Here is a 20209-nt window from a genome sequence, read left to right as displayed (position 1 = left end):
ATCTCCAAGTATGACCACCGTCGCGCCAACTGCGCTGCTCGCCCTGGGCGCGCTCGCCTCGGTGGTCGTCGCCGCCTTCCTTCTGCGAGCCCTCCCGCGCACCGCCTTCATCGCCTGGACCCTGGTGCTGTTCTTCGTCCCCATCTGGGTCGGTGCGAACGCCGGGGTGTTCTGGTCAGCCATCACGGCTCTCACCGTCCTGCTCCTCGCTGCGCACTGGACGCGGGTCCCTCTGCACGCCGCCGACGGCTGGATGGCGGTCTTCACCGCACTCCTCATCGGGCTCTTCCTGCTGCGGGGGATCACCTATCCGTCGCTGCTCACCGCAGTGCTCGAATGGGTCATCCCCTATACGTGGGGCCGGATCGCCTGCTCCCGGATCAGCACCATGTGGATCACTCGCGCCATCGCGCTCACGGCGACCGTCGCTGCGGGGCTGGCCCTGCTCGAGTTCGCCACCTCGTTCAACCCCTTCGTGCTCATCCCCGGGCCGGATCCGCTGTACTCGGCGTGGGACGACCTGCAGCCGCGGGGCGGGTTCCTGCGCGCCGAAGGGGCGTTCGGGCACTCCATCGCGCTAGGGGCGGTTCTGGCGATGTCCTCGGCCTTCGTGGTCGCAGCACGGTGGCGTCTGATCCCCACGATCATGTCCATCGCACTCATCGTCTCGGGCACCGTCGTGACGTTCAGCCGCGCCGGACTGATCACCCTCCTGATCACCCTCGTCCTCTCGATCTGCCTGCTCCCGGGGGTCTCCGCCCGGCTCCGTGCAACAGTGGCAGCTGTCGGCGCTATCGGCGCAATCGTGATCGTCCCGGTGGTCGACAGCGTCCTCGGGGCTGCCGGCGCGGAAGCCGCCGGCAGCGCTGGATACCGGACGGACCTCCTCGTGCTGATCCAACAGGTGAGGCCCTTCGGCTCGTCCGGAGACTGGACCTCTTTGGTGGCGGGCGATTACTACCTCGGGTACTTCGCCCGATCCATCGACAACGCCCTGATGCTGATGTTGCTGAGATACGGCGCCATCCCGACCCTCCTGCTGCTCGCGACCATCACCTGCGTCGTGCTCCTCGTGGCCCGGCAGGTGGGGCGGAACCCCGCGGCGCTCGCCGTCGTCGGTCAGCTCCCGAGCCTCGTCGTCGTCGCTTTGATCACGCAGTACGGCACGTTCTTATGGTTCTGCGTGGGGCTGGCCATCGGCTGGGGACCGGTCCATCGCGCAGCGGGCGATACGGGGACATCTAGAACTCGGACAGAAGCAGGCTACGACATGGAGCGACCTCGAACTCTTCATGGTTAGGGGAGTAATGCGTGGGATCATCAGCAAGGAAGAGGTGGGGGAATGTACGAACCGAGAGTGAACCTGCGATTCCTGATCGCCGCGGCCCGGAAGTTCTGGTGGCTCGTGGTGCTCACGGCCGTCATCGGCGCCGTAGGGATGTTCGGCTACTCCTCGACGCAGACCCCGTTGTACAAGGCGACCACCTCGCTCCACTTCGCCCTGAACCAGGGACTATCGGCGACGGATCTCAACCAGGGGTCCGCGTACACGCAGAGCCAGATGCTCTCCTTCGCCCAGCTGGTACAGGGGTCCAGCGTCCTGGAACCGGTGATCCAGGAGCTCGATCTGGAGACGACGCCCCAGGAGCTCGGCACGGAGCTCGAGGTCTCGATCCCGCAGGACACGGTGACGATGCGGATCACCGCGACGACGCCGGATCCTGAGGGATCTGCCGAACTCGCCACCTCCGTGGGCGAGCACCTCATCGACGAGGTGCAGGGCGTCGCGCCGAAGAATCCGGACGGCACCTCGACGATCACCGCGGTGATCTACGACGACGCGGTACCGCCGACCTACCAGTCGTCGCCGGACAAGAAGAAGGACGCTCTCCTCGGTGGTCTGCTCGGGGGCGTCGTGGGTGCCGCCGCGGCTTTGCTCATCGCCCTGCTCGACACCCGGATCCGCAGCGAGGAGACGCTCGCCGAGGCTTCCCGGCATCCCGTGCTCGGTGTCGTCTCGAAGTCGCCGCTGCTGTCGGGACGCACGATCGCGATGGCGCAGCAGCCGCTCAGCCACACGGCAGAGGAGTTCCTCCGCATCCGTTCTGCGCTCACCTACGCGAGCGTGAACTCACGGGTCAAGGTGCTGCTGGTGACCGCGTGCATGCCCGGGGAGGGAAAGTCGACCGTCTCCGTCAACCTGGCCATGGCGCTCGCCGGGAAACAGGACTCCGTGCTGCTCATCGACGCGGACCTGCGGCGTCCTCGTGCCCATGAGTACGCAGGTATCGACGGTTCCGTCGGTCTCACGAACGTCCTGCTCCAGGAGGTCGACGTCGATATCGCCAAGCATCGGATCCGTGGAACCGGCCTGGACATCCTCCCTGCGGGGAAGATCCCGCCCAATCCCGCGGAGATGCTCACCTCGCAGCGGATGGCGGACCTGATCGCCGCCATGTCGGATGACTACACCTACATCGTCATCGACACGCCTCCGGTCCTCAGCGTCGCCGACGCCAACCTGCTCGCGCCGGTGGTCGACGGAGTCGTGCTCGCCGTCGACGCGTCGAAGACTCGCCGGGCGAACCTGGTGCGCAGCATGAAGACTCTCGAGAGCGGTGGTGCTCGGATCCTCGGGACCGTGCTGAACCGTGCCCGCGCCGGCAGTCGTCGCGAGAAGTACTACTCCGAGACCTGAGGGAGTTGTTCCCCAGGCGCGCGGTCCCGCTGCGCGGGGCTCTCGAATCTCGTGGTCACGAAGCCGACGGCCGACCTGGTGGCACCGGTGATCCAGTGCGGTGCTCGGAAGAGCCAGGCCACCGGGCGTGTCGACTTGTACATGGCGAGCAGGCCGCCGAGCAGGATCGCGGCCGCGAGGTTGAGCGAAGCCAGCAGCAGGAAGCTTCCCTCTGCGAGCAAGGATCGCGAGAGCATCGCCATGATCGGGAAATGGCTGACGTAGAAGACGATCGAGGACCGGCCGAGGAACTGCAGGCCCTGGGCGACCGGCCCGTCGACGTGGGGTCGTGCAAATACTGCGACGAGTGCGAGTGCCCCCGCGATGCTCAGCGGCGCGCCCCACACCGAGTAGTGCAGGGATTCCGTCCAGATGATCGACGCGGCACCGAACGCGAGTGCCGGGATGCCGAGAAGGATCGCTGCTCGAGGGCGGGCGAGCTTGTCGATCAACCCTGGAGAGCTCGCGATCCAGCTGCCGGCGAAGAAGAAGACGGCGAAGTACCCCATGCGCTGTTCCATCGATCCCTGCTCCAGGAGCACGCTGGCCGCGGCGCCGAGGGCTATGGGCGCCCAGGGTGGGAGGCGCTTCAGGAGCGGCGCCGCCGCGTAGTAGACGCCGATGAAGAACAGGAACCACAGGTACGACGTCGCGTACCAGGCGTGCCAATGCCACCACGGCACCCCGGGCTGCTCGAGGAAGACGATCTTGGCGATGATGACCCAGACCAGGTAGGGCCACAGCACCATGGCGAGCTTGCCGGCGTAGTACACCGGAAGGGGTTTCTGCAGGGACCGGGTCAGCAGCATGCCCGACAGCAGCATCAGCGTGGGCATGCGGTAGGGGAAGAAGAACGCATTGGCGGAACGGACGATGTCCGGCATCGGCGTCCCGAAGAACTCGGGCACGGCGTTCGCGTGCCACAGGAGCAGGAGGAGGATCGCGGTTCCGCGCACCGTGTCCATCCAGCCCAGGCGCCGCCCGGTCGCGAGCACGTGACTATCGACCGGAACCGTACTGTGCGACATCGATTACAACCCCTTCCGCCTCTTCACGAGAACCCCGACCTCGAGAAGTGACTTCGCGTCCCTTCTGATCGTCGGGATCAGACAGAGCAGGCCGACCGTGCCGCCGATGGCAACGGCGGTCACCGCGATCGACAGGAGCGCTGGCATCGCGGGCAGCGCGATCGTGACGCTGAAGGCCGCGCCTGCAGACACTCCGGCGACGCCGATGATGCGCAGGGCTCCGGTGAACAGGGCCCGGGTGGGGACGGCGGTGACGCGAGAAAGCCAGAGCAGAGAGACCGGCCAGGTCAGCCACGGGGCGATGGCGAAGCCCGCGGCGACCCCGAGCACTCCCCATTGCGTGCCGACCACGACGCAGATCACGGGGACCAGTCCGGTGGACAGCGAGAATCGGAAGAGATCTCCGCTCAGGCCCCGCACGACGTACACCCAGTACCCGACGAAGGCCAGATTTCGAGCGATTCCCGCAACTGCGAACAGCTGGAGGAAGGGCACGGCGGCGAGCCATTGCTCTCCGAGCATCAGCCTGGTGATCGGCTCAGCGGCGACGGCCACCCCCACGAGTCCCAGTGAGATCGGGTAGCCCAAGGCCAGCTGACCACGCACGATGTACGCCGAGAACCTCCGCTGATCCTCCTGGATCTTCGCGAGCACCGGAATGGCGACTGAGGTGACCGGGGACTGAATCTGGCTGAGAGGGGTGACCACGAGTTGGTACGCCCGGTTGTACAGGCCCAGGGACGTGGGCCCGTAGACAAACCCGACGACAGCTGTGTCGACGTTGTTCGCCCCATAATTGACGATCTGTGAGAGCACGAGATTGGCGCCGAATCGGAGGAATGGTCGGACGGAGACGTTTTGATTCGGCAGCCCGGGCAGCCATCGTGCACCGACTGCGGTGCCGACGAGGATGGCGAGTGCTTGGGTGATCTGCTGAGCGACCAGCGACCAGTACCCCCAGCCGAGGAGTGCAGCGCTGATCGCGACCGCCAGCGCGAACGCGGGAGCAATCACATCGATGATTGCCAGTCGGCGGAACTGGAGGTCACGCATCAGGTGGGCGCGGAACTGCGTAGTCAGCCCGTTCAGGATGAAGATCACCGTCATCGCTCTCGCGATCGACTGCACCTCGATCTGTCCGGCTGCGGTGGCGAGTGGTCCGGAGATGGCGAAGAGGACGCCTCCGAGTGAGACTCCGATCGCAGCATTTATCCAGAACAGATTCGTGCGCTGACCGCCAGTCAGCTCGGGGGCTCTGACTGCGGCGGACGACAGGCCGAAGTCTCGGAAGATTTCGCCGATCCCGATGATGACGACAACAATCGCGAGCAGGCCGTAGTCATGGGGGGACAGCAGGCGAGCAAGGACGACCACTCCCGCAATTTGCAGCAGAATGCGGATGCCCTGGCCAGACAGAGTTATCAGGGCGCCGCGAGCCGCCGTCGAACCGAGGTTGTGGGCTGTCTCGGAGGCTGACGTCGTTACCCTGGGGGACTTCTCCGAGAGCTTCACCGCATGGAATCCGTCCGCTGGCGACGGCCAGAACCAGCCGTGTGCTCGGAGCCCCCGGTGCCTTGCAGGGCTCCGTCGGTCACAGTTGCAGCCACCCGGGCTCGGTATTCCTCGGGAGCGTGGCGCAGAAGTGCCTTCTGCCGTCCGGTCTCCATCGTGCCGACGACCTCCGCCCAACCTTCGGCGAGCGATTCCAGTTCGAGCGCAATGGCTACGGCGTCGTCGGGCGCGACGAGTCGCGCAGCACTGTATCCCTCGACGGCCTCCCGCAGCCCTCCGCTGTCGCTGGCGATGACGGGCCTCAGCGCGAGTACCCCTTCGACGGCGGTGTTCCCGAAGGACTCCTCTACGCGGGACGGGACGATCAGCACGTCTGACGCGGCGAGGAAGGGCCAGATGTCGTGGTGGAACCCAGCGAATTCGACGTCGATACCGCGGGCGGCAGCTTGATCGCGCAACTGCTCCTCATACCATTCATAGCCCTCGAAAACGGTGCCGAGCAGGGTGACTGCGGTGGGCCGTCCCCTCGCCCCCAGGCGTGCGGCAGCGTCGATCACGAGATCCGGACCCTTGCGTGGCGAGAGCCGCCCTAGGTAGAGGAGGCGCAACGCGCCCTCGAGATGCTCGCGCGGCGGCGTGGGCGAATCCGTCGAGATCACCCCGTTGTAGACGATTTCTGATCGGCGGGCCAAAGGTGCTGAAGCACCGCCGATCGCTTCTTGCGTGAACTCGCTGTTGACGATGCAGCGCGTCGAGGCGAGATGAGGCAGGTAGAGAGCCATGTTGAGGAGCCGGCTCCCCGCAGCCTCGGCCTCGTGCACGTGGCTGATGGCCGTCGTGCGCCGCAGGCGAGCGAGCAGCGGCCACTGCGGGATGATGATCGTGGAGACGTACACGGCATCCGGGCGCACCTCGCCGAGCAGCCGCCAGCCCCGGATCAGTCCTCGCATGGCAGACCCGAGGAGCGTGGGCCACCCTCGGGGTTTCAGGAGCTTCTTGCGCAGCACGAGCATCGGCACGATCCTCACGATCGCCCCGGCCTTCACCAGCTCCGCGACCAGCGGACCGTCCGACGGGAGGGCGGCGACCACGGTGCTTCCGGCCTCTCGCAGGCCGATGACGCTCTCGAGGAACATCCGATCCGAACCGAACATCTCCGCGCCGGGATGGACGGCCAGCACCGTGCGTCCGTGACCGCTCATCCTGACCACTCCTCGTCGCGCCGGCGCGCCCTGCGCGCCTGGGGATGGACCGATTCGCCCCGAGCGAGTCGGCGGGCGAGATCTTCGTAGGCGTCGGCGACGTCGTCCCAGCTGAACGCCGTGGCGGCGTGCTCGCGATTCCTGCGTCCGCGGGCGGCCACGGCGGCCGGGTCCGCCTCGGTCAGCAGGAGCTGCGAGGCCACGTCGGCTGCGGTGGTGAAGAACCAGCCCTCGTCGTCCAGCACGTCGCGGTTGAAGCCCACGTCGTAGGCGATCACCGGGGTGCCGGCTCCGATCGCGCGCAGCAGGGAGGGGTTCGTGCCGCCCACGGAATGCCCGTGCGCGTAGGTGTAGGCGTGGACGTACAGCGCGTCGAGCAGGTCCTGGTCGTAGATCGCGCCGAGCAGCCGGATCCGCGGGTCGGCCTCGGCGATCTCGGCGATCTCTCGTGTGTATCCGGCGCTGTACGGCGCCGACCCCACCACGGCGAGGGGCAGGGTGGCGTCGCTGTCGCGATAGCCCCGGACGATCTCCAGCACGTGGTTCTCCGGTTCGAACCGGGCGACGACGAGGTGGTAGCCGTCGGGCTGCAGGTCAAGGCCCTGCACGCCACCCGTCGGTGCGTCCTCCAAGAGGGGTGCCCCGTAGCGGATCATCTCGGTCGGGACGCCGAACTGGTGGCGGTAGTAGTCCGCGATGCCGGGGGCGTCGGCGATGAGGGCGTCGCCCTGGCGCACGCCGAACTCCTCGGCCCAGCGGTAGTACGCCTTGCCGCGTCGGCCCCACTTCGAGCGCCGCCACTCGAGACCGTCCATGTGCAGCGCCGAAGGAATGCGGCGGGCGCGCAACGGCGGCAGGAACGGGGAGTTCGCCGCGTTGAACACGAAGGCGACGTCGGGTCGGTGACGGGTGATCGCGTGGAGGGTCGACAGCCCCGTGTGGCTGAGCGTCTCGAGCTGCTTCTGCGGGACCGCCGGAAGATGGATGGTGCGCATCCCCAGGTACTCGCGTCCACGGCTCTGCGACCCCCGGGTGTACACGACGACCTCGTGACCCTTCCCCACGAGGCGGCGGCCGATCTCCTCGACCGCGGTCTCGAAACCGCCATAGGCGGCCGGCACGCCTCGGGTCCCCACCATCGCGATCGAGAGCGGGCCGACTCCCGAGCGGTCGATGGTCGATTTGTGTCGCATTTTCCTAATTTAGTACGGTTTCGGGTGTCCGTCCAGGCGGCTCGCGTCAGCCGCTCCGTGCGGGGTGCTACGACCACTCTGGGCCCCTCGGAAGAGAGCGCCATGTCGGCCAGGGATCCGACCGTCTGCCCACGGCCCGTCACCCGCCGTTCACCCACACCTCGTATGGTTCATCGATGCCCCTGCTCAGAACCCGTGACGGTGTGACCAGCGCCGCGACGCGCAGCTGGACCGTGCGCACGCGCGTGCTGACCACGATGCTCGCCTTCATGGTCGGCGGCCTCGCCCTCACCGGCGTGCTCACCTATGCCGCGCAGTTCCGACTGCTGGACGAGCGGGTCGAGGCGGAGCTAGACCAGGAGTACCGCGAGCTGGACCTGATCGCGCAGGAGGTGGGCGACGACGGCCGCCGGATGCACACCACGGTCGATGCCGTGCTGAAGGCGGCCACCGGTTCCGCGGCGCCCTCGGACAACGAATCCGTCGTGGCGCTCGTGGACGGCGCCCCCGCCCACAAACCGGTCACCCAGGACTTCGAGCTGGTCCCGGACGATTCCGCGACCTCCCGTCAGGTGCTCTCGCAGATCACCGCCGCCCACGAGCCCGGGCGCACGGTGACCACCACGATGACCGTGGATGATCGGGAGCTGCGAGTGCTCGTCGCCTCCGTGTCCGTCGCCGGCGACGACACCGAGGGCATCTTCGTGGTCGCGAACGACATCGGCGTGCAGAAGGCCGACCTGTGGCAGTCCGTCCTCACCTTCGCGGCGCTCTCGGTCGTCACGCTCCTCGTCGCCGGCTGGGTGGGCTACGTGGTCACCGGGCGACTGCTCAGGCCGCTGGGCTCCCTGCGCTCGGCGACCGAGCAGATCACGGTCGACGACCTCGAGCACCGCATCGTCGTCCCCGACGGGAGGGACGACATCGCCGCGCTCGCACGGAACTTCAACCGTATGCTGGAGCGCATCCAGGCCGGTTTTGCCGAGCAGCGCCGATTCATGAGCGACGTCGGCCATGAGCTGCGCACCCCGCTGACGATCGTGCGCGGCACCTTGGAGACCACCGACGTCGAGGACCCGGCCGACGTGCGCGAGGCGCACCACATCGCGATGGATGAGCTGGACCGCATGGGCCGCGTCGTCGAGGACCTCTCCGAGCTGGCGGCCTCCAAGCGGCCGGACTACGTGAAGCTCCGCCCGGTGGACCTGGCGGAGTTCACCCGCTCCGCCTTCGCGCGCATCGCGCACATCGCCGAGCGGGACTGGGTGCTGACGCGCACGGTCGACGTGGTCGCCGACGCCGACGAGCAGCGTCTGACGCAGGCCGTCGTGCAGCTGGCCGCCAACGCGGTGCGCTACAGCGGCGAGGGCAGCCGGGTGCTGTTCGGCGTGGACCAGGTGCTGGGTCCGGACGGCCCCGAGATCCATGTGAGCATGCAGGACGAGGGGGTCGGCATCGCCCCGGACGACCAGCTGCGCATCTTCGAGCGCTTCACCCGTGTGGAGGGGGCGCGCGGATCGGGCTCCGGCCTGGGCCTGCCGATCGTGCTGGCGATCGCCGAGGGGCACGGGGGCGTGGTGCGGCTGCTGTCCCGGCCCGGGCGCGGCTCGACCTTCACCCTCGTGATCCCGCAGGTCGCGGCATCCCACCTGCCGGGACCTGCCACGGACGACGACCCCGCGGACGGCGGACATCCCGTCGGCCGCACCATTTCGACGACGACGAAGGGGAGCAGCACATGAGGATCCTGATCGCCGAGGACGAGGCGCGGATCGCGCGGTTCGTCGAGCGGGGCCTGAAGGCCAACGGCTACGCCTCGACCGTGGTCGAGGACGGCATCAGCGCGCTCGATCTCGCCTCCAGCGGTGACTTCGACCTGCTGATCCTCGACGTGGGGCTGCCTCGCATGGACGGCTTCCAGGTGCTCAAGGCGCTGCGCGCGATGGACGTGCAGATCCCGATCCTCATGGTCACCGCGCGCACGGGCGTCGACGACACCGTGCAGGGGCTCGAGGGCGGCGCGAACGACTACATCGCCAAGCCGTTCCGCTTCGAGGAGCTGCTGGCCCGGGTGAAGCTGCGCGCCCGGGAGGCGACCAACGGGGCGGGCTCGGTGGATTCGGACGTGCGCGAGCTCGGCGACCTGCGTCTGGACCTGCGCACCCGCATCGCGACGTTCCGTACGGACGATGCGGGGGAGGGGGCCGGTTCGCCCGGCGCCGAGCGATCCGTGGAGCTGTCCTCCCGCGAGTTCACGATGGCGCGGGTGTTCCTCGAGAACCCGAACCAGGTGCTCACGCGCGACCTGCTGCTGTCGAAGGTGTGGGGCTACGACTACGACGGGGCGTCGAACGTGGTCGACGTGTACATCGGCTACCTGCGTGGCAAGATCGGCGCCCGACGCCTGGTCACGGTGCGCGGCGCGGGCTACAAGATGGTCGATCCCTCTGCCTGAGACGAACTCCCGTGCTGAGCCGGACCGTCTGCCCGAGCCGGACCGCCTGCCCGATGAGAGTCCTCTCATGACGACTTCACCGCCGTCTCACCCGCATGGCCCATGATGGACGCCATGAGATCGCTCCGGACCGCAGGCATCATCCTGGCCGTCGCCCTCGCGGCGATCGGCCTCGCGGTGGTGCCCTCGATCGAGGAGGCCCCGTCGGCCCGGCCCGGGATCGTCGTGGGCGAGCAGGCCGGGGCGTCCGACGGGGGCGGCGACGTGGACGGCGACGGCGCCGTGCTGCCCGGCGACGTCCCGGAATCCCTCGACGCGTCCGGAGCGGTCACGCTCCCGCGGTCCGACGATGCCGACGGATCGGCCGGCGGCACGCACCCCGATGGGGATCCGGGCGCGATGGAGTACGAGCCGTCCCCGCAGCCGACCGCTGCTCCGGACCGCTCAGCGGGATCGTCCGGCGCCGACGAGTCGCGGGGCAGCTCGTCCTCCACCTCCGGCGCCGACGGATCCTCGTCCCGGACAGCTCCCGCGGCTCCGACGAAGCCCGCCGCCCCGACGAAGCCCGCCGCCCCGACGAAGCCCGCCGCCCCGGCACCCCCCGCGGAGACCTGCGAGTGGGACGACGACGGCTGGGAGTGCGACGAGGACGAAGCGGATGAGGACGAAGCAGATGAGGACGAGGACGACGAGGACGACGACTGACGTTCCCGACTGACGGTCTCGGCTGACGTTCTCTGCGGGGCCCGCATCGCGCCAGGACCTGTGCTGCGTGCCAGGTCAGTGGCCAGTCACGGTGCCGTCGGCGCCGCCGGTGCCGTCGGTGGAGTCGGCGTCATCGCGGCGAGCACGTCGAGCAGCGCGGCGGTGGTCATCTCCGGGGCGTCGAGCGTGACCACGTGGCCGGCCCTCGGGATCGCATGCTCCTCCACGCCCTCGGCCCGCGCCCACCGGGGCATGGCGGTGGCGATGTTCCCCGTGGCGTCCTGCTCCCCGCGGATCAGCCCGAGCGGCACCGGGGTGCGATAGCCGGGATCCGGGTCGACGAGCGAGACCGTCGCCCTCCAGACGTCGAGGAAGCGCCGCTTCGGCATGGCGGCAAAAACGTCCTCGGTCGAGGCGATCGCAGCGGGCGTCACGGCCGACGCCTCCGCCATCAGCCGGGGCAGCCGGGACGCCGGGATCAGGGCGAGGAGCGGCGCGGCCAGCGGCAGCACGACGCTCTCGAACCGGGTCAGCGGCCCCGCGTTCCACGTCGCGTCGAGCACCACCAGCCCCGCGGCCCGCGCCGGATGCTCGCGCACGAACGCCTGGGAGAGCCCGCCGCCCAGCGAATGCCCCACCAGCACGGGTGACACGATGTGCAGCTCGTCCAGCAGCGCCTTGAGATCGGCGAGGGCGTCGGCCGCCGTGAACCGGACGGGACGGGCCAGCAGCGAGTCGCCGTGGCCGCGCAGGTCCCAGGTGATGACCCGGTACCCGGCACGGATCAGGGGCGGGACCTGCGGGTCGAAGGCGTGGTGGTTCATCCCGGCGCCATGGCTGAGGACCACCGGCGGACCGTCGCTCCCGGAATCGGCGTAGCGCAGGGCGGCGCCGGGGCGCAGGAGCGTGCCGGGGAGCGGGGCCATGGCACGACCCTAGGCGGGATCCGCGGCCGGGGCACTCCCTGCTGACTCATCCGCGGCCGGCTCACCCGCACCCGGCTCACCTGCACCCGGCTCACCCGCGGCCGGTTCACTCGTCGTCGGCGTCCTCGTAGGCGTTCCCGCGGGAACGTCCTCCGCTGCCGATCGTCACACCGGCGCTGCCGTCGTCGGCCTCGGCGTCGGCGGGCACCGGGAGCCGGTGCTCGCGCGCCCCCAGGCGGGCAGAGAGATCGTCGGATCCGACCATCACCACCGTGCCGCGGTACGCGGTCAGCACGCGCTCCAGCATGCGGCGGCCGGCGTCGTCCAGATCGCCCTCGAGGGAGTCGATGACCAGCAGCGGCGGCGAGCCGTAGACAGCGCGGGCCAGCGCCAGGCGGGCCCGGTCCGCACGGCCCAGCGGCTCGCCGCCGCGTCGCAGCCGGGTGCGGGCGCCGTCGGGCAGGTGGGACAGGTCCAGGCCCACGAGCTCCAGCACGTCGTGGTCGTCGCTCGCGTCGAGATCGGGCCGACGGTAGTGCAGGGCACGCGCCACGGTGCTGCGCTCGAACACCGCACCGGCGCTCGCCGCCCCCACCAGCACACGACCGCGCTTGGTGGAGACCGCACGCAGGTTCTCCCCGCCGACCCACACCGAATCGGGCTCGGAGACATCCGGACCGGGCGAGAGCTCGAGGAGCCGCCGGACGAGCTCGTGCGGCACAGCGGGATCGTCGCTGACCAGGCGCACTGTCTCCCCGGGCCGGCCGCGCACCGGATCGCCCTGCCCGGTCAGACCGGGCAGGGCGAGGTGCACGAGCACGGAGTCGTCCTGCATGGTGCCGCCCGGAATCGTGCCTTCGGGCGCGGTGCCCTCGGCCCCGAGGGCGGGCGCCTCGACGGCGGCGGAGGCGCGTCGACGGGTGCGCGAGTGCGCGCGCCGCGCCTCGGCCGCGGCGAGGGCAGGGCCGAGCACCATGCGCGCGGAGCGGTAGGTCTGGCGGTACTCGACGATCCGGCCGATCTCCAGCACGGGGGTGGAGGCGATGCCGCCCACGGCCATCGCGGCCATGGTGACCCCGGGCGGGAGCCCCAGGTAGGTGCCGGTTGCGGCCACCAGCAGCGTGGTCAGGGTCGAGGCGACGATGCCGCCGGCGCGGATGGCGCCGACGGTCTCGGCGCGGTCCACGGCGATCTCGACCAGGTTCCCGGAGGCGTCGCGGATGTTCCGCAGCTCGCGCTTGGTGCCGCCGGAGGCGAGGATCCCGTCCGCCGCGGTGACGGTGTCGGCGATGCGGGAGGCGAGCCTGCCGCGGGTGCGGCGCATCTGCCGGGTCTTCACCAGTGCGGTGCGCGCCCAGAACAGCAGGCACAGCCCGAGGCCCAGCAGCGGCGCGGCCATCGCGAGAGCCAGCAATGGGTGCAGCACGGCGAGCGTGATCAGCGAGCCGCCGATCAGCGGCACTGCGACCACGAGTGGCGCGATGCCCTGGGAGACCCAGTTCCGCACCCCGGAGAGGTCATTGGTGGTGCGGGCCACGGTGACCCCGAGGGAAGTGGTGTGCCCGGGGGTGAGGGCATCGCCCAGCAGGGTCAGGCGCAGCTGATGGACATAGTCCTGGCCCAGCTTCTCGGCGACCACCCGTTCATGGATCTTGAGGGCGCCCACGGCGAAGGCGGTCAGCACCAGCAGCAGCAGCGCTCGCAGCAGCAGCGCCGAGGACCCGGTCGGCGCGCCCTGCAGCTGCACCAGGGCCCACGCGGAGACCGCGCCGAGGGCGGCCTGCCCGAGGCCGAGCAGGATCAGCACGCTGATCCAGCGCCGCCGCGCGCCCCACAGCAGCGCGGGGAGCGGCGGCGCGTTCTTCAGCAGGCCGTTGGCGAGCTGGACCGGTTCGCGCTCACGCGGCATCGGTCTCGCGCCCTCCGATCAGGTCGGCGACCAGCTCCCGGGCGACGTCGGCGGTGCCGAGGTCGAAGGTCGGCACGACGGCCATGTCGACCGCGCGACGGGCCTCGGCGGTCGCCAGCGGCGAGCTGGTCACGACGCCGGAGACGAAGGCCGGGGTGTGGCCGAGGGCGCCGAGCGCCGCCACGCCGCCGGCTGCCCCGAGGGCGTCCCCGGCCGCGAAGGCGACCTGGTCCACCACCCGGCGGAACTCGTCGTCGGCCAGCAGGCGGGTGGTCTCGCCCTGGTAGACGCCGTCGGCGATCTCCAGCAGCACCACGTCGGGCTTCTCCGCCCCGCCCGCGAGCTCGTCGGCCATGGACAGGAACAGATCGCGCACCTCGTCGACGCCCACCTGGAAGGTCGAGGCGTACCCGAAGTCGGTGAAGTCCAGGACGCGATGCGCCCCGGCGTCGAGGAAGAGGTTGTAGTCGTTCCCGGCGCCGGTCCCGGTGGTCTTGCCCGCGGCGACGCGCAGTCCTGCGGCGGCCAGTCCGTGGGCCAGCTGGGCCAGCACGGTCGACTTGCCGGAGTTCATCGAGGTGCCCAGCACGGCGATGACGGGCACCTCGTGCGCGGGGCGATGGCGGCGCTCGGTGATGCGGGGCACCGGATGGTGCGCCGCGGCGCGGGCGAGGGTGACGGGGCCGTGCTCGTCGCGCAGCACGCCGATCGGTTCGATCTGCGTGGCGGTGCCGACGCCGGCGTGCTGCTCGATGACGCGGGAGGCGAGGCCGCCGGCCGCGGCGAGGTGCAGCGGGCCGAGATCCTCGGGGACCAGCGCGAGGAACTGGTCGGCGGCATACCGGCTGCCGTAGGCGACCACGATCTCGTCGCCGGGGAACAGGATCTGGCGGCGGGAGACGGGGCTCTCCAGGCGCTTGTGATGACCGATCGACGTGACCCGGGCCAGCACGACCTCGCCGGCCTGCGGGGTGTGGCCCTCGGTGAGGAGGTCGATGCCCTGGGCGCGGCGCAGGAAGGCGCCGACGTTGCGGGTGGAGAAGGCGTGCTTGGCCCGCTCGATCCGGGTGCGGACGCTCTCGCTGGTGCTGGTGCTGGTGCTGGTGCTGGTGCTGGTGCGCGGTGCGGGGGCCGACGTGGTCTCGGGGGCGCTCTCGTGGTTCAGGATCGTCATCGTGGGGCTCCTCGGAAGTTCTCTGGCTGACGAGGACCAGTGAACGGGCGAGCGATGAGCCGTCGATGAGGCGACGATGAGAGGACTCTCAGCGAGCCCCTCGAGCAGAGTCTGTGCAGGTCAGGCGATGCCGAGGCGCGCGAAGGCGTTGCGGAAGATCGTGAGGTCGTCCAGCCCGGGCAGCTTCTGGACGCGCTTGTCGAGCTTGTCGAGCTCGCGCGGCTGGCCGCCGAAGAGGTGGCCCATCACGTGCTTGACCTCGGACTCCTCCATCATGCCGCTGCCCACGGGCTTCCAGGCGCGGGACATCACCAGGCGCACGATCTTCTGCGCGGTGGGGGAGGCCTCGAGGCGGTCGCGGCCCTGGGTGGTGTAGAAGGCGACGTGCCGGGTCTCCTGCTGCGCGATCCGCTTCAGCAGCGGGGACAGCGCCGGGTGGTCGGTGAGCGCGGAGAGCCGACGGTAGGCGGCCACGGCGGAGAGCTCGTTGGCCGCGCCCCACACCATGTGCACCGCGACGAAGTCGGTGCCGGCGAGGTTGCTCATCACGGACTGCTTGAGCGGGCCCAGGGCGTTGCTCCAGCCCAGCTTGACCCGCTTGGCCTTGAGCTCGTCGTAGTCCACGACGATGCCGTGCCGGGCGAGCACCATCGAGAGGGCCTCGCCGTGCCAGAACTCCTCACGGTTCCACATGGTCATGAAGCCGCCGGTGTCCTCCTCGCGGTGCGAGGGGGTGACCAGCATGTCCCGCAGGAAGCAGGAGGTGTGGAACTCGACGTCGCACATATAGCGCAGAGAGCGCAGGGTCTGGTCATCCAGCGGCTGGGACTCGAAGGTGTCGAAGTCGAGGTCCTCGTACTTGACGGGGATGGAGGTCTCGGCGAAGTGGTCGAGGTCGAAGGCCATGTCACGCTCCCTTCAGGGGACGGGGGAAGGGGAGGCCGCCGGCGAGATCCGGGCCGGGCAGCAGCCGTGTGATCTCGAACCGGGCCCTCCTCAGGGCGGCGCGGTCGCGGGTGTCGGCGCCGATCACCCGCAGGGCGGTGATCAGCTGGGCATCGGCGAGGCCGCCGCCGTGGAGCGGGGAGGACAGGGCCAGCACGGCGCGGGCGCTGATCGCCTCGCCGCGGGAGCGGGTGATGCGGGTGATCGCCTCCGCGGTGAAGAACCCGACGGCGGCGTCGTGCCGCTCGGCGACGCGATCGACGACCCGCTGCGCCTCGCCGTCGAGCTGCCGCGACACCGCGACGAGCGCAGCCTGCAGGGACGCTTCCTGGATCGCCATGCGGGCCATGTGCCCGGCGGTGACGCCCTCGCCGGTGACGATCCCCCACAGCGGGGACAGCAGGGGCTGCACCCGGTCCACGTGGACGCGGCGCAGGGCGTGCAGCGGGTGCAGGGCGGAGCGATGCTCGGAGGTGTCGGCGGCATCGGTGACGCTCGCAGGGTCGCCGCCGGCGAGCACGTCGCGCAGGGCGCGGGACTGCCAGAACCGTTCCACGAGCCAGGTCGCGAAGAACGCGGTGATCCGGGCCTCGTGGCCGGTGGAGGTCGCGAGCATCGCCCGGGACTCGGCCAGGGCGGAGGCCTCGAGGCGGTGCAGCACGCCGAGCGTGGTGCGCAGCTCGGCGGGCAGGGGGCCGTCGGCCGCACGCTGTGAGGAGTCCACGACGATGCGCTCGGTGCCGCGCTTCGCATAGGCGGCGACATCGAAGTCGGTGCGCACCACCGGCGAGATGGTCTCGTCGAGGTGCAGATGGCCGACGAACTGACCGGTCTGCTGGGCTCCTGGAGCTGTCTCGGGAGCGGCACGTCGCCCTGTGCCCACTGCCGAACCGATGGCCACGCTCCACCTCTCCTCGGCCCATGACTGTGGTGTGGACGGTGCGTCCACGCCCGCAGGGCCGGTGAACAGTGTATGGAGTGGATCTGATCTGTGCAGGAGTCGACCTGGTCCGCTGTGTCGCCCAGGCGCGGGTTGGTAGGTTCTCTGCCGTGACCATTTCCGGCGCTTCCTCCCTCCCGGAGTCGGAGGAACGCCCCGAACTGGGCGAATTGCCGGATTTGCACGACCTGCGCGGCGCGCTGCGGCCTCCGGAGCTCCCTCTGCCCTACCCGCGCGATGTGCTGGCCGCGGCCGGTCGCGTGAGCGATCTCATCCATGCCGAGCGGTATGGCGACGCCCGTCGGCTCGCCGAGGCCTTCCGCGACCGCCCGGCCGACCCGGCGCACCGCCTCGCCCTGCTGGGCGCCGCCCTGCGCGGCGCGGTGCTGACGGCGGACGGCGAGCAGATCGACCGCGACACCGGCGACATCGTGACGATCCTGAAGCGATCCGGCCACCGCGAGCTCGCCGGGGCCCTGGTCGCGGAACTGCTGGCCCGCGGCCCCCGGCAGGGTCGGACCCCACCTGCCGGCCCCTCCGGTCACGGCCCGTCCGAGCCGCGCGGCCGTCGGCGCGGCGAGCAGTTGCAGCCCCGCCCCGAGATGAAGGCCCTCGTGCGCGGACTGGCCCGGACCGCCCTCCCCGGCCCCGGGGAGATCCGCGGCGCCGAGGTCGACCCGCGGCGCGCCGTCGCCCAGCTGCGCGCCGCGCTCGACGCCGTGCCGGTGGTGCGCGAGCAGCTGCCCGGCGATCCCGAGACGCAGCTCCGGGTCGGCCTCGCGCAGGCCCTCGAGCTGATGGGGGACCGGGCATCCGCCACCTCCCAGGCCCTCGACGCGCTCGAACGGATCGAGCAGGCCGACGCCGACGCCGGAGGAGCCCGACCGGACCCCCTGCGCCTCGCGACCGCAGCTCGCACGGTCCTCGCGCGCACCCTGGGCACCGAGCGACCGCTGCAGGCGGCCCGGCACGCCCTGGACGCCCTCGACGCCCTCCATGAGGTCGACGACCCGCCGCTTCGCGTCGGCCTGATCACGCACCTGCTGCAGGCGTTCATGGCCGCCGGCGCGATCGACCACGCGTCCCTCACCGCCGGGAGGCTCGCCTCCCTCCAGCGCACCGTGCAGCGGGAGTCGCTGCGCACCGGCCCGCTGCTCGCGGTCGCCGCCCAGCGCGTGCAGGCCGAGCGCTACGACGCCGCCTGGGTGCCTCTGGGGCGCGCCCGACGCATCGCCCGTGACCACCGCGACCACCGCTCCTGCCTGGAGGCGGCGCGGCTCGCGGCCAGCATCCATGAGCGCGTCGGCGATCATCCCGGGGCGCTGCACGAGCTGGGACTGCTCGCCGCCGAGGCCCGGTGGCTGGCCGATGACCTCGCCACCGCCCGCCCCGAGCGCGCCCAGCTCGTGAGCACGGAGCTCAGCGCCCAGGCACTGGTGCTGCGCAGGGCCCTGGACCTCGGTCATACCGCGATGGTCCACGAGGCCGCCGCGGCGATCGAGCACCGCGCCCGCCCCGAGGGCGGACGGCCCCTGCTGCCGCCCGAGCTGCTCTGGGACCACCGGGTCGACGCCCGCGTGGCACGGTTCATCGCGGCCGTGGAGGCGCTCGGACGGCAGGAGGAGGGCGCGACCCTCGCCGACTGCGACCGCCGACGCCGCGAGGCCCTGCAGCTCATCGACGAGGTCCCTGCCGGGCACGACGCGCGCGCCCGCTACTGGGCGGCGTACGTCGACGACCGCCACGCCCAGATGCTCGCCGACCGCGGGAAGCGGACTGCCGCCCTGCGCGCCGCCCGCCGCGCCCGCGACGGCTGGGAGCACCTCGGCCGGGCCGACGACGTCACCCGCACCGAGGCGCTCATCGCGCAGCTCGACGAGGCCTGAGCCGGGTCAGTGCCCGTCGGCCTCGAGCATCGTCGTGCGCAGCACGTCGATTACGGCCTGCGGGTCCGTCGAGGGGTTCACGAAGGCGAGCCGCAGGGCGATCTCGCCGCGGAAGGCCGTCGGCACGCAGAGGATCGTCCCGTCCTTCGCGAGGCGCTGCGACCAGCGTCGATACGCCTCCGGGGTCCAGCCGGGGCGGCGGAACACCACCACGGACAGCTCCGGCTCGAGCAGCAGCTCGAGGTGCTCGGTCGTGGCGATCGCGCGGGCCACCGTGCGGGCGGAGGCCAGGCACCGCTCGACCGCGTCCCGGTAGGCGTCGGTGCCGTGCGTGGCCAGCGAATACCACAGGGGCAGGCCGCGGGTGCGCCGGGACAGGTGCGCGGCGAGGTCCGCCGGATTGGACTCTCCGCGGTCGATCGAGTCGAGATAGGCGGCGTGCTGGGAGTGGGCGGCGGCGGCCGGCCGCGCGTCGCGGTACAGCAGCGCGCAGCAGTCGTACGGTGCGAACAGCCACTTGTGCGGGTCCACGATGAAGGAGTCCGCCTGGTCGATGCCCGCGAAGCGTCCTCGCGCGCTGGGGGCCGCGAGGGCCGCGCCGCCGTAGGCGCCGTCCACGTGCACCCACACGTCGTGGCGGTGCGCGACCTCGACCACCGAGGCGATGTCATCGACGATCCCGGCGTTGGTGGTGCCGCCGGAGGCGACCACGGCGCAGATCCGCGGGTCGGCGGCCAGCGTGCTCTCCAGGACGTCGCCGGTGAGGTGGCCGCGGTCGTCGATCGGCACCTTCACCAGGTCCATGTCCAGCAGCCGGGCGGCGGAGGCGATCGAGGAGTGCGCGGTCGACGCGCAGGCCAGGGCCCAGCCGCCCTCGGGCCGATGCCCCCGCGTGCGCAGGGCGTGGTCCCGGGCGGTCGCGAGCGCCGAGAGGTTGCCGGTGGTGCCGCCGGAGACGAACACCCCGGCGGAATCGGCCGGCCAGCCCAGCAGGTCGCTCAGCCAGCGCAGCACCTGGTTCTCGGCGAAGATCGCCCCGGCGCCGTTCTCCCACATCCCGCCGAACACGTTCGCGGCGGAGACCACGGTGTCGAAGGCGACGGCGGCCCGCGTGGGCGCGGCCGGGATGTAGGCGAGGTTCATCGGATCCTCGGAGGCGCGCGTGGCCGGCAGCAGCACCTCGTCGAACAGGTCCATGGCGCGCCGCGCCCCGATGCCGCCGGCGGTGATCGTCTCGCCCGCCGCCTCGTGCAGCTCGGCGGCGCTGCGGGCGGTGGTCTTGGGGTCGGAGGCGACGGTGGTGCGGGCGGCCGCCCAGTGCAGGGCGATGTTCACGGCCTCGCGCTCGTCGCCCCAGATCTCGGAGGGCTCGCGGTGGCGCTGCAGGGCGTCGGAGGCGCGGGAGAACGCGGTGCGCTCGGCCTGATCCACCTGGGCTGCCTGGTCACCGGTGCGTCTGCGGGTGTTCCCCTCGGCGTTCTCACCGGACCAGCCTGATCCGCCGGCCGCAGCAGCCGCGGCAGCGGAGGCGGAGGCGGAGGCTGCGGCGTCGATGCGGGCGGGCAGATGGTCGGCGGATTCGTCAGTCACGTCCTGC

At 70.9% G+C, this 20209-nt stretch carries 16 protein-coding genes; 6 read left to right on the top strand and 10 right to left on the bottom strand.

All coding sequences use genetic code 11. The features are described 5' to 3' along the window. Positions 1-10 precede the first annotated feature (10 nt). On the top strand, positions 11-1300 hold the full coding sequence (locus INT49_RS00390) for a hypothetical protein (protein WP_193115757.1): 1290 nt from the start codon (positions 11-13) through the stop codon (positions 1298-1300). Between the two features lie 42 nt (positions 1301-1342). Further along, positions 1343-2698 (top strand): polysaccharide biosynthesis tyrosine autokinase, encoded by a 1356-nt coding sequence (locus INT49_RS00385; protein ID WP_193115756.1) that lies wholly within the window; start codon positions 1343-1345, stop codon positions 2696-2698. Here INT49_RS00385 and INT49_RS00380 read toward each other — a convergent pair. From INT49_RS00380 to INT49_RS00365, 4 genes are all read right to left on the bottom strand, one after another. Further along, positions 2683-3765: an acyltransferase family protein gene (locus INT49_RS00380; RefSeq protein WP_193115755.1), complete on the bottom strand. Its 1083-nt coding sequence runs from the start codon at positions 3763-3765 to the stop codon at positions 2683-2685. The genes INT49_RS00385 and INT49_RS00380 overlap by 16 nt on opposite strands. Positions 3766-3768: 3 nt before the next feature. Further along, the gene (locus INT49_RS00375; RefSeq protein ID WP_193115754.1) at positions 3769-5277 is read right to left on the bottom strand and encodes a lipopolysaccharide biosynthesis protein; all 1509 of its coding nucleotides are present in this window, start codon (positions 5275-5277) and stop codon (positions 3769-3771) included. Continuing rightward, positions 5274-6368 carry a glycosyltransferase gene (locus INT49_RS00370; RefSeq protein WP_319021457.1) on the bottom strand — a complete coding sequence of 365 codons (1095 nt, stop codon included), beginning with the start codon at positions 6366-6368 and terminating at the stop codon, positions 5274-5276. Before INT49_RS00370 ends, INT49_RS00375 begins: the two co-directional genes overlap by 4 nt. Before the next feature lie 107 nt (positions 6369-6475). Next, the gene (locus INT49_RS00365) at positions 6476-7672 is read right to left on the bottom strand and encodes a glycosyltransferase (RefSeq protein WP_226849559.1); all 1197 of its coding nucleotides are present in this window, start codon (positions 7670-7672) and stop codon (positions 6476-6478) included. A 176-nt stretch (positions 7673-7848) separates the two neighbouring features. Here INT49_RS00365 and INT49_RS00360 point away from each other — a divergent pair, with 176 nt between their 5' ends. The 3 genes from INT49_RS00360 (at position 7849) to INT49_RS00350 (ending at position 10832) form a co-directional block, all read left to right on the top strand. Next, the gene (locus INT49_RS00360) at positions 7849-9414 is read left to right on the top strand and encodes a sensor histidine kinase (RefSeq protein ID WP_193115752.1); all 1566 of its coding nucleotides are present in this window, start codon (positions 7849-7851) and stop codon (positions 9412-9414) included. Continuing rightward, positions 9411-10127, top strand: coding sequence for a response regulator transcription factor (locus INT49_RS00355; protein ID WP_193115751.1), 717 nt, complete (start codon positions 9411-9413; stop codon positions 10125-10127). The genes INT49_RS00360 and INT49_RS00355 overlap by 4 nt, the downstream gene beginning before the upstream one ends. Before the next feature lie 114 nt (positions 10128-10241). Next, complete coding sequence (locus tag INT49_RS00350; RefSeq protein ID WP_193115750.1) at positions 10242-10832, top strand: hypothetical protein; 591 nt, start codon at positions 10242-10244, stop codon at positions 10830-10832. A gap of 86 nt (positions 10833-10918) precedes the next feature. Here INT49_RS00350 and INT49_RS00345 read toward each other — a convergent pair whose 3' ends face one another. The 5 genes from INT49_RS00345 to INT49_RS00325 form a co-directional block, all read right to left on the bottom strand. Continuing rightward, positions 10919-11758: an alpha/beta fold hydrolase gene (locus INT49_RS00345; protein WP_193115749.1), complete on the bottom strand. Its 840-nt coding sequence runs from the start codon at positions 11756-11758 to the stop codon at positions 10919-10921. A gap of 106 nt (positions 11759-11864) precedes the next feature. Beyond that, entirely contained in the window at positions 11865-13667 is a 1803-nt protein-coding gene (locus tag INT49_RS00340) for an ABC transporter transmembrane domain-containing protein (protein WP_193115748.1), read from the bottom strand. Then, positions 13657-14841, bottom strand: a complete 1185-nt coding sequence (locus INT49_RS00335; protein ID WP_193115747.1) for a DUF1611 domain-containing protein — start codon at positions 14839-14841, stop codon at positions 13657-13659. The genes INT49_RS00340 and INT49_RS00335 overlap by 11 nt, the downstream gene beginning before the upstream one ends. Positions 14842-14961: 120 nt before the next feature. After that, positions 14962-15747 (bottom strand): ferritin-like domain-containing protein, encoded by a 786-nt coding sequence (locus INT49_RS00330; RefSeq protein ID WP_193115746.1) that lies wholly within the window; start codon positions 15745-15747, stop codon positions 14962-14964. 1 nt (position 15748) lies between these two features. Then, a complete protein-coding gene (locus INT49_RS00325) occupies positions 15749-16687 on the bottom strand; it encodes a hypothetical protein (RefSeq protein WP_319021456.1) in 939 nt (312 codons plus the stop codon). A 149-nt stretch (positions 16688-16836) separates the two neighbouring features. Here INT49_RS00325 and INT49_RS00320 point away from each other — a divergent pair, with 149 nt between their 5' ends. Beyond that, complete coding sequence (locus tag INT49_RS00320; RefSeq protein WP_193115745.1) at positions 16837-18612, top strand: hypothetical protein; 1776 nt, start codon at positions 16837-16839, stop codon at positions 18610-18612. 6 nt (positions 18613-18618) lie between these two features. On the opposite strand, the gene INT49_RS00315 is transcribed toward INT49_RS00320, so the two are convergent. Then, a complete protein-coding gene (locus tag INT49_RS00315) occupies positions 18619-20202 on the bottom strand; it encodes a pyridoxal phosphate-dependent decarboxylase family protein (protein WP_319021455.1) in 1584 nt (527 codons plus the stop codon). Between the last annotated feature and the right edge of the window lie 7 nt (positions 20203-20209).

The organism is Brachybacterium tyrofermentans (assembly GCF_014897585.1).
GTDB lineage: Bacteria > Actinomycetota > Actinomycetes > Actinomycetales > Dermabacteraceae > Brachybacterium > Brachybacterium tyrofermentans.
Note: the sequence above shows the minus strand (reverse complement) of the source record. Positions and strands in the feature narration are given on the sequence as shown.

Bases quoted from the DNA above. Each gene is read 5' to 3' on its own strand.
- INT49_RS00350 (WP_193115750.1), top strand. From the start codon at position 10,242: ATGAGATCGCTCCGGACCGCAGGCATCATCCTGGCCGTCGCCCTCGCG.
- INT49_RS00390 (WP_193115757.1), top strand. From the start codon at position 11: ATGACCACCGTCGCGCCAACTGCGCTGCTCGCCCTGGGCGCGCTCGCC.
- INT49_RS00385 (WP_193115756.1), top strand. From the start codon at position 1,343: ATGTACGAACCGAGAGTGAACCTGCGATTCCTGATCGCCGCGGCCCGG.
- INT49_RS00330 (WP_193115746.1), bottom strand. From the start codon at position 15,747: ATGGCCTTCGACCTCGACCACTTCGCCGAGACCTCCATCCCCGTCAAG.
- INT49_RS00335 (WP_193115747.1), bottom strand. From the start codon at position 14,841: ATGACGATCCTGAACCACGAGAGCGCCCCCGAGACCACGTCGGCCCCC.
- INT49_RS00360 (WP_193115752.1), top strand. From the start codon at position 7,849: ATGCCCCTGCTCAGAACCCGTGACGGTGTGACCAGCGCCGCGACGCGC.
- INT49_RS00340 (WP_193115748.1), bottom strand. From the start codon at position 13,667: ATGCCGCGTGAGCGCGAACCGGTCCAGCTCGCCAACGGCCTGCTGAAG.
- INT49_RS00355 (WP_193115751.1), top strand. From the start codon at position 9,411: ATGAGGATCCTGATCGCCGAGGACGAGGCGCGGATCGCGCGGTTCGTC.
- INT49_RS00380 (WP_193115755.1), bottom strand. From the start codon at position 3,765: ATGTCGCACAGTACGGTTCCGGTCGATAGTCACGTGCTCGCGACCGGG.
- INT49_RS00365 (WP_226849559.1), bottom strand. From the start codon at position 7,672: ATGCGACACAAATCGACCATCGACCGCTCGGGAGTCGGCCCGCTCTCG.
- INT49_RS00345 (WP_193115749.1), bottom strand. From the start codon at position 11,758: ATGGCCCCGCTCCCCGGCACGCTCCTGCGCCCCGGCGCCGCCCTGCGC.